Origin of the sequence: Alicyclobacillus macrosporangiidus CPP55, assembly GCF_000702485.1 — a bacterium.
Taxonomy (GTDB): Bacteria; Bacillota; Bacilli; order Alicyclobacillales; family Alicyclobacillaceae; genus Alicyclobacillus_H; species Alicyclobacillus_H macrosporangiidus_B.
Genome location: NZ_JNIL01000001.1, coordinates 224,043 through 237,450, shown reverse-complemented (window position 1 = coordinate 237,450; position 13,408 = coordinate 224,043). Strand labels below are relative to the sequence as shown.

The 13,408-nt window shown below is 65.7% G+C and carries 16 protein-coding genes; 3 read left to right on the top strand and 13 right to left on the bottom strand.

The window, feature by feature from the left end:
- Positions 1-41 precede the first annotated feature (41 nt).
- The gene (locus tag N687_RS0101255; protein WP_029420137.1) at positions 42-665 is read left to right on the top strand and encodes a histidine phosphatase family protein; all 624 of its coding nucleotides are present in this window, start codon (positions 42-44) and stop codon (positions 663-665) included.
- On the opposite strand, the gene N687_RS24570 is transcribed toward N687_RS0101255, so the two are convergent.
- The 4 genes from N687_RS24570 to gcvT are packed head-to-tail and all read right to left on the bottom strand — an operon-like array spanning position 662 to position 4,641.
- Positions 662-1,183, bottom strand: coding sequence for a hypothetical protein (locus tag N687_RS24570; RefSeq protein WP_231493365.1), 522 nt, complete (start codon positions 1,181-1,183; stop codon positions 662-664). The genes N687_RS0101255 and N687_RS24570 overlap by 4 nt on opposite strands.
- Positions 1,180-2,154 carry an aminomethyl-transferring glycine dehydrogenase subunit GcvPB gene (gene gcvPB, locus N687_RS20525; RefSeq protein ID WP_231493364.1) on the bottom strand — a complete coding sequence of 325 codons (975 nt, stop codon included), beginning with the start codon at positions 2,152-2,154 and terminating at the stop codon, positions 1,180-1,182. Before gcvPB ends, N687_RS24570 begins: the two co-directional genes overlap by 4 nt.
- Positions 2,151-3,500: an aminomethyl-transferring glycine dehydrogenase subunit GcvPA gene (gene gcvPA / locus N687_RS0101245; protein ID WP_029420136.1), complete on the bottom strand. Its 1,350-nt coding sequence runs from the start codon at positions 3,498-3,500 to the stop codon at positions 2,151-2,153. Before gcvPA ends, gcvPB begins: the two co-directional genes overlap by 4 nt.
- Before the next feature lie 25 nt (positions 3,501-3,525).
- Positions 3,526-4,641 carry a glycine cleavage system aminomethyltransferase GcvT gene (gene gcvT, locus N687_RS0101240; protein WP_029420135.1) on the bottom strand — a complete coding sequence of 372 codons (1,116 nt, stop codon included), beginning with the start codon at positions 4,639-4,641 and terminating at the stop codon, positions 3,526-3,528.
- 241 nt (positions 4,642-4,882) lie between these two features.
- Here gcvT and N687_RS0101235 point away from each other — a divergent pair, with 241 nt between their 5' ends.
- On the top strand, positions 4,883-6,601 hold the full coding sequence (locus tag N687_RS0101235; protein ID WP_231493363.1) for a DEAD/DEAH box helicase: 1,719 nt from the start codon (positions 4,883-4,885) through the stop codon (positions 6,599-6,601).
- Positions 6,598-7,608, top strand: a complete 1,011-nt coding sequence (locus N687_RS21840) for a YqhG family protein (protein WP_051662848.1) — start codon at positions 6,598-6,600, stop codon at positions 7,606-7,608. Before N687_RS0101235 ends, N687_RS21840 begins: the two co-directional genes overlap by 4 nt.
- On the opposite strand, the gene zapE is transcribed toward N687_RS21840, so the two are convergent.
- From zapE to N687_RS0101180, 9 genes are read right to left on the bottom strand one after another with little or no spacing between them, the layout of a single operon-like run.
- Complete coding sequence (zapE, locus tag N687_RS0101220) at positions 7,601-8,524, bottom strand: AFG1/ZapE family ATPase (protein ID WP_029420132.1); 924 nt, start codon at positions 8,522-8,524, stop codon at positions 7,601-7,603. The genes N687_RS21840 and zapE overlap by 8 nt on opposite strands.
- 6 nt (positions 8,525-8,530) lie before the next feature.
- Positions 8,531-9,076 carry a shikimate kinase gene (locus N687_RS0101215; RefSeq protein WP_051662847.1) on the bottom strand — a complete coding sequence of 182 codons (546 nt, stop codon included), beginning with the start codon at positions 9,074-9,076 and terminating at the stop codon, positions 8,531-8,533.
- Positions 9,077-9,125: 49 nt separating this feature from the next.
- Entirely contained in the window at positions 9,126-9,509 is a 384-nt protein-coding gene (locus N687_RS0101210; RefSeq protein WP_035461988.1) for a hypothetical protein, read from the bottom strand.
- Positions 9,510-9,556: 47 nt separating this feature from the next.
- Complete coding sequence (locus N687_RS24310) at positions 9,557-10,051, bottom strand: PulJ/GspJ family protein (RefSeq protein ID WP_269320479.1); 495 nt, start codon at positions 10,049-10,051, stop codon at positions 9,557-9,559.
- Positions 9,993-10,310 (bottom strand): hypothetical protein, encoded by a 318-nt coding sequence (locus N687_RS24305; protein WP_029420128.1) that lies wholly within the window; start codon positions 10,308-10,310, stop codon positions 9,993-9,995. The genes N687_RS24310 and N687_RS24305 overlap by 59 nt, the downstream gene beginning before the upstream one ends.
- On the bottom strand, positions 10,307-10,726 hold the full coding sequence (locus N687_RS0101195; protein ID WP_051662846.1) for a pilus assembly FimT family protein: 420 nt from the start codon (positions 10,724-10,726) through the stop codon (positions 10,307-10,309). The genes N687_RS24305 and N687_RS0101195 overlap by 4 nt, the downstream gene beginning before the upstream one ends.
- 43 nt (positions 10,727-10,769) lie before the next feature.
- The gene (locus tag N687_RS21835) at positions 10,770-11,174 is read right to left on the bottom strand and encodes a competence type IV pilus major pilin ComGC (protein WP_051662845.1); all 405 of its coding nucleotides are present in this window, start codon (positions 11,172-11,174) and stop codon (positions 10,770-10,772) included.
- Positions 11,175-11,228: 54 nt separating this feature from the next.
- Positions 11,229-12,368 carry a type II secretion system F family protein gene (locus N687_RS0101185; protein WP_029420125.1) on the bottom strand — a complete coding sequence of 380 codons (1,140 nt, stop codon included), beginning with the start codon at positions 12,366-12,368 and terminating at the stop codon, positions 11,229-11,231.
- Between the two features lie 5 nt (positions 12,369-12,373).
- On the bottom strand, positions 12,374-13,384 hold the full coding sequence (locus N687_RS0101180) for a GspE/PulE family protein (protein WP_051662844.1): 1,011 nt from the start codon (positions 13,382-13,384) through the stop codon (positions 12,374-12,376).
- Between the last annotated feature and the right edge of the window lie 24 nt (positions 13,385-13,408).

The following is a 13,408-nucleotide window of genomic DNA, read 5'->3' as shown; positions in this document are numbered from 1 at the left end:
GCTGATATACTGAAACATATCGCCGCCAGGGAGGGAAGCCCGTGACCGAGCTGTGGATTGTGCGCCATGGAGAGACCGATTGGAACGCGGAGGGCCGGGTTCAGGGCTGGACCGACATCCCGCTCAACGGGAACGGCCTGCGCCAGGCGGCACGGCTCGCCGATTGGTTGCGCACGACGCCGTTCACCGTCATCCTCAGCAGCGATCTCGTGCGGGCCAAGGCCACGGCCGAGATCTTGGCAGCCGGCCGAGGTGTTCCCATCATCCTCGACGTCGACCTGCGAGAGCGGTGTTTCGGACGAATCGAAGGCACTCGGCGCGACCCTCGAGCCGACGCGCGCGCCGTCATCCCGTCGCCACAGGATGGGGCGGAGTCGGAAACCCAGGTGCGCCAGCGGGCCGAGCGGTTCCTCGCTCGGGTCGCCGCCAGCTATCCGCACGCCCGGGTGCTGTGCGTCAGCCATGGCGGATGGATTCGGGCGTTGCTCCGGTCACTCGGCGTCACACACGAAGTCTCCCTGCATAACACCGGGATCACGCGCCTCATCCACCGGGACGGCCAGTGGCAGGTGGCGGCCATCGACGATGTCCGCCATCTGCAGGATGAAGGCCCGGTTCCGACTTCGCAGCGGACCCGACCCGCTATGCCGGCGGCGCGCCCTTAGGCGCGCCGTCCGGCCGCTTCGCCTTCCTCGGGAAAGGTGTACCGAAGCACGGGCGAGCGAGCGGCCGTCACCTCGTCCAACCGGCCCACCACCGTGCGGTGTGGCGCAGCGCGCACATACTCCGGATTCTCCTCTACTTCTTTCGCAATCCGCAACATGATGTCGGCGAACTCATCCAGCGTCTCCAGGCTCTCGCATTCGGTCGGCTCAATCATGAGGCACTCTTCGACAATCAGCGGGAAATAGATCGTCGGCGGATGCACACCGAAATCCAGGAGCCGCTTGGCGATGTCGAGCGTGCGGACGCCCTGCTGCTTCTGGCGCCGGCCCGAGAGCACAAATTCGTGTTTGCAGACGCGATCGTACGGGAGATCGTACGCCCCCGCCAACCGCCGCATCAGATAGTTGGCCGCGAGCACCGCGTGTTCGGACACCTGCTTCAACCCGTCCGGGCCCAAGGTGCGGATGTAGCTGTACGCCCGCACGAGGACACCGAAGTTCCCGTAAAATCCCTTCACCTTGCCGATGGATCGCGGACGGTCCCAGTTGAGCCGGTACGTTCCGTCCGCCTGCTTTTCCACCGTCGGTTTGGGCAGATAGGGCTCGAGGTGCGCCTTGACACCGACGGGCCCCGCCCCGGGCCGCCGCCCCCGTGCGGCGTCGAAAAGGTCTTGTGCAGGTTGAGGTGGACCACGTCGAAGCCCATGTCGCCGGGCCGGGCGTACCCGAGAATCGCGTTCATGTTGGCCCCGTCGTAATACAATAGGCCGCCCGCCGCGTGCACAATCTGCGCGACCTCCTCAATCTGCGTCTCGAACAGCCCGAGGGTGTTGGGATTCGTCAGCATCAACGCCGCCGTGTCCGGGCCCACCGCCTTGCGCAGGGCGTCCAGGTTGACGCTCCCGTCGGGATTCGAGGGGATGGTCACCGCTTTGAGGCCCGCCATCGTCACCGACGCCGGATTGGTCCCGTGAGCGGAATCCGGAACAATCACCTTGTCCCGCCGCTCACCGCGATCCCGGTGATAGGCAGCGATCATCATCAACCCGGTCCACTCACCCTGCGCGCCAGCGGCTGGCTGCAGGCTGACCGCATCCATGCCGGTGATCTCCGCGAGAAATCCCTGCAGCGTGTGCATCAATTCCAGCGCGCCCTGGACGGTGGGCTGGGGCTGCAGCGGGTGGATGTTGGCAAACCCGGGCAACCGGGCCGCGCGCTCGTTGCGCTTCGGGTTGTACTTCATCGTGCACGATCCGAGCGGGTAAAACCCGGAGTCCACCCCGTGGTTGCGGGTCGACAGGGCCGTATAGTGGCGAATGACGTCGACCTCGCTGAGCTCCGGCAGACGCACGTCGGACGGCCGCACGTACGGCGCCATCTCTTCCAGGGGCGCCTCCGGTACGTCCAGCGCCGGCAAACTGTACGCCCGCCGTCCCGGCCGGCTGCGTTCAAACACCAACGGCTGATCGCCTTCCCGTTGCAGGCTCACAAGCATCCCTCCAATGCCGAGACGACGGCGTCCATCTCTTCGCGCGTGCGCACTTCGGTGACGGTCAGCAGGACGCAACCTTCCAGATCGGGAAATGCCTGTCCGAGATCGAACCCGAACAGGAATCCTTGCTCGAGCAGCTTCTGCTGGACTTGTGCGACGGGCCTTGGGAGCCGCAGAACGAACTCGTTGAAATACGGTTCCGGGAAGACCCGCTCCACGCCGGGTAGCGCGCACAGGCGCTCCTGCAGATAGCGCGCTTTGTGGTGGTTCTGCAGCGCCACTTCACGCAGGCCTGCTGGACCCATGTAGGCCAAGTAAACGGTCGCAGCCAGGGCGTTGAGCGCCTGGTTGGTGCAGATGTTGGACGTCGCCTTCTCGCGCCGGATGTGCTGTTCGCGCGCTTGCAGGGTCAAAACGAATCCGCGCCGGCCCTGAGCATCTGTCGTCTGCCCGACGATGCGCCCCGGCAGCCGCCGCATCAGGTCCTTGTTGGCCGCCATGATGCCGAGGTACGGCCCCCCGTAGGCGACGGCATTGCCGAGCGACTGGCCTTCGGCGACCACGATGTCCGCGCCGCGCTGGCCCGGAGCCGCGAGCCATCCAAGGGCGATGGGATAAGCGGCCACGACGAGCAGTGCGCCTGCACTGTGCGCGATGTCCGCCATCGCCTGCAGGTCCTCCACACAGCCGAAGAAATTCGGGTACTGCACCAACACCCCGGCCACCGTGCTGTCGCACAATTGCCTCAAGGCCTCGGGGTTCACGCATCCCCCGCGCAGCGGAATCTCCACCACTTCCACCGCCTGCCCGGCGGCGTACGTCTCCAACACCGCCCGGTACTCCGGATGCAGGTTGGCCGCGACGAGCAGTTTGTTCCGCCGCGTGTGGACGCAGCACACGAGTCCTGCCTCCGCCAGCGCAGTGGGACCGTCGTACATGGACGCGTTGGCGATGTCCATGCCGGTCAACTCAGCCACCATCGTCTGGTATTCAAAGATAGCCTGGAGCATGCCCTGGCTGATCTCCGGTTGATACGGCGTGTAGGAAGTGTAGAACTCGGACCGGCTGACGATGGCGTCGACGACGCTCGGGACATAGTGCTCGTACGCCCCAGCGCCGAGAAAGCTCGTCACCTGCGAAAAGTCCAGATTCTTGCGAGACAGCTGCTGAAGATGGCGCTCCAGCGCCAGTTCGGACATCGCCGCCGGAAGTTGCAGCGGGCGGCGCATCCGCACCGATTCCGGGATGTCGCTGAACAAAGCCTCCGTGTCCGGGATGCCGAGGTACGCCATCATCTTCTGCCGGTCTTCTGCGGTGTGGGGAATATAGCTGTAACGGTTCAATGGCCCATCCTCCCTGGATCCAACCTCAGCCGTCCGAACGGCGATCCCGCTTGTAAAACGGCGTCTTCACGACCACGGCCGCCGCCTCCTTGCCGCGCACGTCCACCGTGACCTGAACGCCCACGCCGGCGTAACCCGCATCGATCAAGGCCAGGGCGATGGGCACCTTGAGCGTCGGCGACTGGGTTCCCGACGTCACCCGCCCGATCTCGCGGCCATCCGCGCGGACCGCATAGCCTTGGCGCGGGATGGCCCGCTCCTGCATCTGGATGCCGGCTATCCGGCGCTTGACGCCTTGCGCCTTCTGCTCAGCGAGCACCTCGCGTCCGACGAAGTCGCCCTTGTCCCACTTGACGAACACCCCGAGCCCCGCCTCCAGGGGCGTGATGTCGTCCGTGAGCTCGTGCCCGTACAACGGCAGCCGGGCCTCCAACCGCAACGTATCGCGCGCTCCCAAGCCCGCGGGGATCAACCCCAGCGGCTGGCCGTGGGCGAGGATGCCCTCCCACAGCGCCGGACTATCCTCCGCCGCCGCGTACAGTTCGAACCCATCCTCTCCGGTGTACCCCGTTCGTGAGATCACGACCGGCTTGCCCAGTACCCGTCCTTCGCAAAAGTGGTAATACCGCAGTGGCCGCAAATCGGTGTCGGTCAGCCCCTGCAGAATCTGCTCCGCGAGTGGCCCCTGCAACGCCAACAGGGCGATGCCCGCGGATCGGTCGATCACCTCAGCGGCCAGGCCCAGCTTGTCCCGCCAATCGACAAGCCAGCGGAAGTCTTTCTCGATGTTCGCCGCGTTGACGACCACCCAAAACCGGTTCGTTTCCCAGCGGTACACCAGCAGGTCGTCCACGCAGCCACCCCGCTCGTTGGTCATCGGGGTGTACAGCGCTGCACCCGGTTCCAGGCGCTGCACGTCGTTGGTGACCACGTGCTGCAGAAGCCTCAACGCGTCCGGACCCCGGATCTCGAATTCGCCCATGTGCGAGACATCGAATAACCCGGCACGGGTCCGAACCGCTTCGTGCTCCCGCAGAATCCCCGAAAATTGTACAGGCATCTCCCACCCGCCGAACTCCACCGTCTTCGCGCCGTACGCTTGGTAGAGCGGGTACAGGGACGTCCTTTTCAGTTCTGCCACCGCGGTCCCTCCTCGCTTCGCGGGCCTATGCGGTCCCCACCGGGGACCAGGCCCCTTTCATCCGCCGGCGGCCCAGCCGGCCAAGCGCATTACACGCTGTGTAAGAAATGGCGAAAAACGTCTCATACTAGGACGTACCCGGCGTGCCCGGAGGCTGGGACCGGACCACCCGGATGAGCAGCGCAATCACACGAACTCGCCCAGAGGGCAGCACCATCCTGCGCGACTGGAGGGATGCCCGGTGACAGGACCGCTCGCGGACCAACGGATGCCGTCCACGACGCCTCCAATCTACTGGACAGGCCAAGACTCGTTTCACGCGTTTACAGCATACCTAGAAAGGGAGCCCGTTGGCAACCAGGCTGCCTGGAACTTATTCCGGCTGGCTGCCACGTCCATCCAAGCCCGGATGGCGTCCGCTTTCGACGAGCTGATGGCGCTCGAGCACGTCGTCGGCTTCACCCCGCTCCCGCACCAGGTGGCGACCGCCAAACAGGTGATTCGGGAGATGCACGGCCGCGCGATCCTCGCGGACGAGGTCGGCCTCGGCAAGACCATCGAAGCCGGACTCATCATGAAGGAGTATCTGCTGCGCGGACTCGCTCGAAAAATCCTCGTCCTGGTTCCGGCCTCCCTCGTCCTGCAGTGGACGCGCGAGTTGAACGAGAAGTTCCGCATTCGGGCGTTTGCCCAACGCCACGAGGCCAACTGGGCCTATTACGACGTCATCGTCGCCTCCCTCGATACCGCCAAACGTGAACCTCATCGATCGGCGGTGCTCGGCATCGAATGGGACATGGTCGTCGTCGACGAAGCGCACAAGTTGAAGAACAGCCGCACGAAAAACTGGCAGATGGTCAATCAGATCCCGAACAAGTACATGCTTTTGCTCACGGCGACGCCGATGCAAAACCATCTGGCCGAGCTGCATACGCTCATCACCTTGCTGCAGCCGGGCCGGTTGGGCAACCGCGGGCAATTCGTGCAGGAGCACACCGTCACCGCCCGCACGCCAAAAAACCCGGCTGCCCTCCGGGCCCAGTTGACCAACGTGATGATTCGCAACCGTCGCCGCGACGGCGCCGCCGCGTTGCCGGACAGGCACGTGCACGTCGTCCCGCTCGAGTTGAACCCCGCGGAACGCAAGCTGTACGACGCGGTACAGCGGTTCTTGCGCGGGGAATACGAGGTGCGGATGGCGCGGCGGGGATCGGTGTTGCCGCTCATCACCCTGCAGCGTGAAATCTGCTCGTCCCCGTACGCCGCGTTGTTGACGCTGGAGAAGATGCTCAAGCGCGCACGCAGTGACGAGGTCCGCGCCCAGATTGCGGAGCTGATGCAGATGGCGCAGCAGATCGAAGTACCCACCAAGATTGAGACCGTCCTACGCATGCTGGACGAAATTCCCGGCAAATGCATCGTCTTCACGGAGTACCGCGCGACCCAAGATTTCCTGATGTACATGTTGCGCAAGCGCGGCGTCCCCGCCGTCCCGTTCCGGGGCGGATTCCGGCGGGGTAAGAAGGATTGGATGAAGGACCTGTTCGCCAATCGAGCGCGGGTGCTCGTCGCCACAGAGTCGGGCGGGGAGGGCATCAACCTGCAGTTTTGCCACCACATGATCAACTTCGACCTGCCATGGAATCCCATGAAACTGGAGCAGCGCATCGGGCGCATCCACCGGCTCGGCCAGACCGAGGAGGTGCACGTGTACAACCTGTCCACCCGCAACACCATCGAGGCGCATATCGTGGAGTTGTTGCAGGAGAAGATCCGCATGTTTGAGATGGTGATCGGGGAGCTCGACTACATCCTCGGCGACCCGAAGCGGCTGGCGCGGTTTGAAGAAGATATCCTCAACCTGGCGATGACCAGCGCCAGCGATGAAGAGTTGAGGGAGCGCCTGCATCAGTACGGCGAACAGGTGCTGCGCCTGGAACAGGGAGGTGCGACGGAATGACGGTCGAGACGCCCCGCCAGCCTTCGTCGCGGCTCCCGGCTCAAGCCGGGTCGGCCGTGCAGATGGCACTGCCCCTGCGCACTGCGGAGGAACGGATGCGGTTTTGCGACGCGTATTTTGCCGCCGTGGGGGCACCCGTGGTGTACGAGGCACCGTTCTACCGGGAATACCAACTGCCCCGTGATGTCGACAAAGAGCTGACCGACCGGCCCTACTACTGGCTGTGGGTCGAGAAAACCCAGAAAGACGTGCCGCCCACCGTGCTCCGCCTCGCCTTCGAGGAAACCGCCCTCGAACGCGAGAACGAACGCCTGCGGCAGCAAGCCCTGCGCGACGCCGAGCACCAGGGGCTCACTGAGCTGCAGCGGCGATTTTTCCGCCCGCCCACCGCGGAATGGATCAACCTCGGTTGCTTCCGCCTGGACAAGATATTTCAGTCCCTGGATCGCCGCGGGCAATTCGCCTGTGTGGCCCCCCGCCATCTGCCACCCAATGCGGTCAGGGTCCCCTGGTTGATGCTGAATCTCCTGGTCTCCTTTCGCTGCGACCTGACGCAACAGGAGTTCTGGTCCATCGGGGTGTGTCTCGTCAACGGTCAGGTGGTGGAACGTTTTCTGCCAGCGCTGGAACGCCTGGACATGGTGCCGCTGGACAAGCCCGCCGAGGCATTTCTGTCAGGCACCCTCTCGCTCGAACAAGCCTGGCAGCGCGTTGCGCGCCATGTCGAGCGTCGGCTCGCCGAGCGGCCCCATGACTGGGCCGACGCGGCCACGCGCCGGTGGCTCGACGAGCGGGAACAGGTGCGCACCTATTACCGGAGCATCCTGCCGGATGTACCGGACCAAGAACGCACGCTGGTCGCCGCGGAGCAAGCCCGCAAGGAGCGGGAATTGGAGGCACGGATGAGGCCCAGGATCGAGGTTGAGCTGCGGCAGGTGGCCTTGGTCATCCTGGCCGAACGGCCCACCTCGGCCCGTCCCAGGCCGTCTCAAGAAGCGCTCAAGTGAGGGATTCGAGGCCGCGTTGACGCGCGTCCTCTCCATCCATCCTCGCCATCTTCGTCATCTGAAGAATGCGGCTGCGCAGCGGGCTGACACTGTCATGCAGGTCCTGACCGCCCCGCCGGTAGATGTTCGGCGGTGCGTAGTTGCTCGTGAACCAGGTCGGCAGTTTGCTGTGAAAGCGGTGATTGATGACGCGGAACAATTTCTCCAGCGTAAACTCGTTGGCTCGTTCTTGGGCGAACTCGTCGATCCCGAGCACCGGAACGGTCGCGTACGCCTCGAGCAGAGGTTCCAGATCGCCGTTGTCGGCGATGATGTGGCGCATGCGATCGAAGATGGAGTCGGAACGCACCACCAAGCACGGCACGCCCCGCTCCTGCAGCCGGTTGAACACCGCCAGCATGAGGTGCGTCTTCCCGACGCCCGGCGGGCCAAAGATGTACAACCCGTCGGCGGACTTGCCCGGCTCGAACGTCTCCGCGAACTCTTTCGCAAACGCCCACAGGCGCGGATACTTGCGCCGCTGCTCGACGGGGAAATTGTCCAAGCGGTACTCGCGGTCCTGCGGCAAGCTCCCGGAGATCGACGCCCAGCGCTCCACCCGGCGCCTCGTCAGGTCCTCGAGATACGGCTGACACCGCTGCACGCGCACCGTCAACTGGGGGCCGTACCGCTCCAATGTCTCCGTGAATCCCTTCATATCCCCCTCTTTCCCGCACTGGGCGTACCCGGTGCACGCCGCACAGATCTTCGCCTGGCGGATGTATTCGAGCAGAAGCGCCCGGTGGCGCAGAATGACCTCGTCCGGCACTCGCCACTCGGCCAACTGCGGGATAGCCGCCCGAAAGTACGACGGGCCGTACTCGTCGTCGCGGCGGTTGGGCCAGACTTTCGGCAGGATGTTCTGGATATGCTGCACCTGCGGTCACCTCCCCGCGTCCTGCGCATCCGCCGAGGTGCCGGCGAATCGGGCCGCCAGTTCCCCGGCGATCTCGTCCACGCTCCGCCCGTCGACACAGACGGTCCACTCTGCCACCGATTCATACCACGCCTGACGCGCGGCGATCAACGCACGCACCCGTGCGGCGAGCGGTTCGCCGGTCTGGAGCATGGGTCTCGTCTGCATCTCCGGCTGCAGCCGTTCCACCAAGGTGTCCACGCCAGCGGACAGCCACACCGTTCTCCACCGGGCCCGGAGGAGGTCACGGCAGCCCGGGGTGACGACCACGCCTCCCCCGGTTGCCAACACCACATCCTGATATGCGTCGGTCAGTCCCCGAAGGACCCGCTCCTCCAACGCTCGAAATGCCTCTTCACCGCCCGTCGCGAATAGCTGGGGGATCGGGATGCCCGATTCTGCCTCGACTGCGGCATCGAGATCGACGAATGGATAGCCGAGCCGTCCAGCCAACGACCGGCCCACGGTACTCTTTCCGCTGCCCATCATGCCGACCAGCGCGACGCGCGCCATCCCCATTCCCCCCTCGGCCGCCAGTGCTCCTTCGAGCCCCATTTCTCGTTTACGATCCGTTGGTATCCGTCCATGCGGTGATCCGGTGCTGTCGGTCGTCGTATGTCACCCGCACGGTGTCGGCCGCCAGACCGGTGTCCGCTGTCACCTGAATCACCCAGGCGGTTCCCTGCGTCACCACCGCATGGACCTTGCCTAAGGAGTATACCACGTCAGACGCCGGGGCGGGGGGATGGCCGCCCGCGATCTCGTGCACCAACTCCAGGGCTCGGCCGCGAGCGAGCCAATACGCCTGCGCGTGCTTCGTGTCGAGCACAGACACGCGAAGCGCGGACGCGCCCACCTCTACCAGCGTCATCGCGCCCAAGGCGGCGAACAGGAGGACGGCCAACGCGAGCGGGACGATCGCGCCGGTGTCCCGCGGCCACCGCATCCCCAGACTTTCACCGTATCCTCCGATTCGGCACGCGGAGCCGCCCGTCATAGCCCGATCCCCGCCAACGTCGCAGCATACCAAGTCCGCTCCACCCCGCTGCGGAACGACAGCCGAACGTCCACCCCGGAGGACACGGTGAACGAAGCGGACGCTACACCGACGGCAATCACCGCCGTCCCCCCTCCCACTGCGGTGCGCACCAACTGTCCCTGACTGTTCACCGTGTACCGGTATACGCGGCCGTCCGCCGTGACCAAGCGCAGTCCCCCGGTGTCCGCTGAGGCCTGAACTGCGGTGTGCAGGTCGGCTGCCAACACCCTCCTCGCGTTCCACCACACCGCCTCCTCTTCTGCCGTCGCCGTCATCGCCCTGGCCCCCAGACCCAGGGCGATCCACGTCCGGGCCAGCACAGTGGCGAGGGCGGCCGACAACGTCAGCGCCACCACCGCCTCGAGCAAGGTGAATCCCCGGGTCCGCGCGTCAACTGCCCAGGGTGCGAGCCCCCGCCGGTACCTCGATCCGGGCTTCCATATCCCCACACCGCGCAGACGCCTCGATGCTGTTCCTGCCACTCGGCATGTCCACCTCCGTCTCGCATGCCGCCCCGGGTACGGAGGCCGCACCAGGGAACGAATCCCCTGCGAGCCAGTGTTCCGCTGCCAGACTCGCCGCCTCCAACGCAGCCGCTTGGTCCTCTGCCCGCCTCAGCGATTCGACGCCCATGTACCACCCGCCGAAGATCCCGGCGCTCGCCACCGTCAACATCCACACCGCCATCACCACTTCCCACAAGGTCATGCCGGGTCCTCCAGCCACTGCAACCCGGATCCCAGGTACAGATGAATGTCTTGCTCCCGAGCACCAGCTTGAAGCCGGATGACCCCGGCCGTCTGGCTGTCGCCGCCCGCGTTGTAGGACACGCGCCCCGTCTGCATCTGCAAATATCCGTCCCGGTACTGCACACCGGTGTCGAACTGGCCGACCCGCACCAGAGTCGGTCCCCAGAAGACGTGATACACCCCGACGTATTTGTTCAGATCGACTTCCGACGTCTCCGACTGGGCTTGGGCGACCGCCTGAGCCACGCGCATCTGCCACACCAGGTCCTCCGACGTGTGCAGCAGACGGGCATCCATCGTCCCGGCGACGAGCCGGGGCCACGCGATGGCGAATCCCAAAGCGGTGATGGCCAGGGTGAGCGTCAACTCGAGCAAGGTGAGGCCAGCCTCTCCGCCGCCGCGATGCGGTGGCTTGACGTCAGGAGTTCCCGAGCACCCCGTGCACATCACAGTTCACCACCGCCTCGTTCCCCGTCGTATCCAAGGTATAGTGGCCGCCCGCGGGCTCCCGCGGAACAGAATCGAGGAGCTGTGCGTCCACCAGCGCCTGCAGCTGTTCGTCGGTGTTTCCCGTCGGGTACTTGTGGTAGATCAGCTGATACTCGTCGAGGGCGGCCCGGATGTCACGCTGGTTCTGTTCGCAGGCCACCGACTCCGCCCGCTTGCCCACGCCCAGCACGTGCGGTGCAACGACGCTCATCATCACGGCCAACACGAACACAGCCACCACCATTTCCAACAGGGTAAACCCTGCCTGCCCGCCTGCCCCGTTGTCCGTCCATCGATGGCGCGGACGGCACAGCAACCCAATACACTTCCTCATCGACGGTCATCCTCCCGTGTCAGAAAGATGTCGTGACCGATGGGCGCCGGCATGTCACAGGTGGCCGGACACCTGGTCCATCAGGTCGTACATGGGGACGAACACTGACCACATCACCCCGGCCACCATGGCGGCCATGCCGAGCAGGAGCACCGGGGAGAGAATTCGGAGCGCCGATTCCACCCGGGCGGTCAGACGCCTCTGCGTGAGGTCCGCCACCTGGTGCAGCGCGTGCGCCAAATCGCCAGTCTGTTCTGCCAACATGACAAATTCGGTGAACAGCGGGTCCCATTCCCCGGAGAGCGCCTCTGCCAAGGGTCGGCCTTCCAGGACCCGCAGCCGCATCGCGCCGGCCGCCGTTCGCAGCCAGCGGGGGCCCGCCGATGCGGCCAAGCATTCCAGAGCTTCGGCCAGCGGAACGCCTGCGCGCAACAACAACCCCATGAGCTGACAGGCGGTCTGGGTCCGCCACAACGGGATCCATTCCGCCCCAGGCATTCGGTATGCCCACGCCCGCCACCGCACAGGCAGTCGGCCGCGGAGTCGCCACACGCCCATGGCCCCAGCCGCCAACCCTGCCATGCCCGCCGCAACGAAGCCCGGGCCCCACACCAGGGCGCGGTGTACCCAGGCCACTCCCGGCGGCGGCGCGACCCCGAGTCCTTCAAACAGATGGGTCAAGGTCGGCAACAGATCGACCTGGACGAACGCACACAACAGCGCCACCGCGACGAGCAAGGCGGCTGGATAGGCGGCGGACCGCCCGAGCTCATTGCGCCATCGGCGTTGCCGGCGCGTCTGCTGGCTCCACGCGATCAGCACCTGTTCCAGCTGGCCGCTCGTCTCTCCCGCGGCAAACAACACCCTGAGCAGCGGCGGAAGCCGGTCCGACCACACCCCGGCAAGCGGCTGCCCCGCCTCGAGGGCCTCCGCCAGCGCGTCCAAGTATGCCCGTTCCACCGGCCTTGGTGCGGACAGGCGCAACACGTGGAACACACGCCCGAAAGGCAGCCCCGCTGCAGACAGCTCCGCCCAACGGTCGAACAGGTCGGGCAAACGACGCAACACCTGCCGACGATCACGCGCACGCCGAGCCGCCTGCCGGCATCGTGCCACGGCCTGCTGCCACCGGCGGGTGCGCACGAGCTCGCCCCACGCCGTTCCTGGAACGCCGCCGGTGCCGCCGGGTCGCATGCCCCTCACGCCCGTTCCCGGCGCGACATGCGCGCCTCCAACTCAAGCCTGCGGCGGACCTCGGGCCATGGCGCGTCCGACGCGATCCACACCGCCGCCTCGGGGTGGATTCGGTGCACTTCAAACTTCGCCTGCCACTCGCCAGTCCGATCCCACTCCGCCCGGTGGACGTCGGCCAGACGGGCCAACGGCGTCCGTTCTTGGACGATGACCGCGTGCAGTACCTCGCCCACCACCGACCTCGGCACCCCCAACTCGGCCAGCCGGATCGCCGCACCAATCCAGTCCCGGGCATGGGTGGTCGACAGGACGAGATGGCCGCTGAGGGCTGCCCGAACCGCTGCCTGGGACGTGGCTTCGTCCCGGATCTCCCCCACCATGATCACGTCCGGATCGTTGCGCAATACCGCGCGCACGCCGGCACTGAACGTCATCCCCACCCGCTCCCGTACCTCCACCTGGTGGCAGTTGTCGACCGCCATCTCCACCGGGTCCTCGATGCTGACGACGCGCTTGCCCGCATTGGACAGGTGCCACATCATCGTGTACAAGGTCGTGGTCTTCCCCGTGCCCGTCCCGCCCGCGACGAGGATCATCCCGTGGTCCGCCTGCAGCAGGCGGGTGACCTCCTGCACTTGGTCCCCAGGCATGCCGAGGTCCTCAAACGTCCAACAGGTTCTCTTCGCCGGGAACAACCGCAGGACCACAGTCTCACCATGAATGGTCGGCAGCGTCGCGACCCGAACGTCACACGCCGTGGTCTTTGCGTCCCAGTGGAAGGAGCCGTCTTGCGGAATCCGCGTCTCCGCGACGTCCATCCGAGCCAGCGCCTTGACCTTGCGGATGATGCCCGCCGCCTGGGCGGGTAATTCCGCGTACGGGTACAACCGCCCGTCCCGGCGCATCTGCACGCGAATGCCCTCTCGGTGCGGAAACAGGTGCACGTCCGAACACCGATGCTCGACCGCGTCGTCGAGGATCTGTTGCAACAAAACAGCGGTGGACCATTCCTCCACGCCCCTCACCTCCGTGAGAGGGAC

What these genes read in the sequence shown, in the direction of transcription:
- N687_RS21840 (WP_051662848.1), top strand. Translation starts at nt 6,598, where the DNA reads ATGACGGTCGAGACGCCCCGCCAGCCTTCGTCGCGGCTCCCGGCTCAA.
- N687_RS0101215 (WP_051662847.1), bottom strand. Translation starts at nt 9,076, where the DNA reads ATGGCGCGCGTCGCGCTGGTCGGCATGATGGGCAGCGGAAAGAGTACC.
- N687_RS0101210 (WP_035461988.1), bottom strand. Translation starts at nt 9,509, where the DNA reads ATGCGGTGGCCGCGGGACACCGGCGCGATCGTCCCGCTCGCGTTGGCC.
- N687_RS24305 (WP_029420128.1), bottom strand. Translation starts at nt 10,310, where the DNA reads ATGACCTTGTGGGAAGTGGTGATGGCGGTGTGGATGTTGACGGTGGCG.
- N687_RS21835 (WP_051662845.1), bottom strand. Translation starts at nt 11,174, where the DNA reads ATGAGGAAGTGTATTGGGTTGCTGTGCCGTCCGCGCCATCGATGGACG.
- N687_RS0101185 (WP_029420125.1), bottom strand. Translation starts at nt 12,368, where the DNA reads ATGCGACCCGGCGGCACCGGCGGCGTTCCAGGAACGGCGTGGGGCGAG.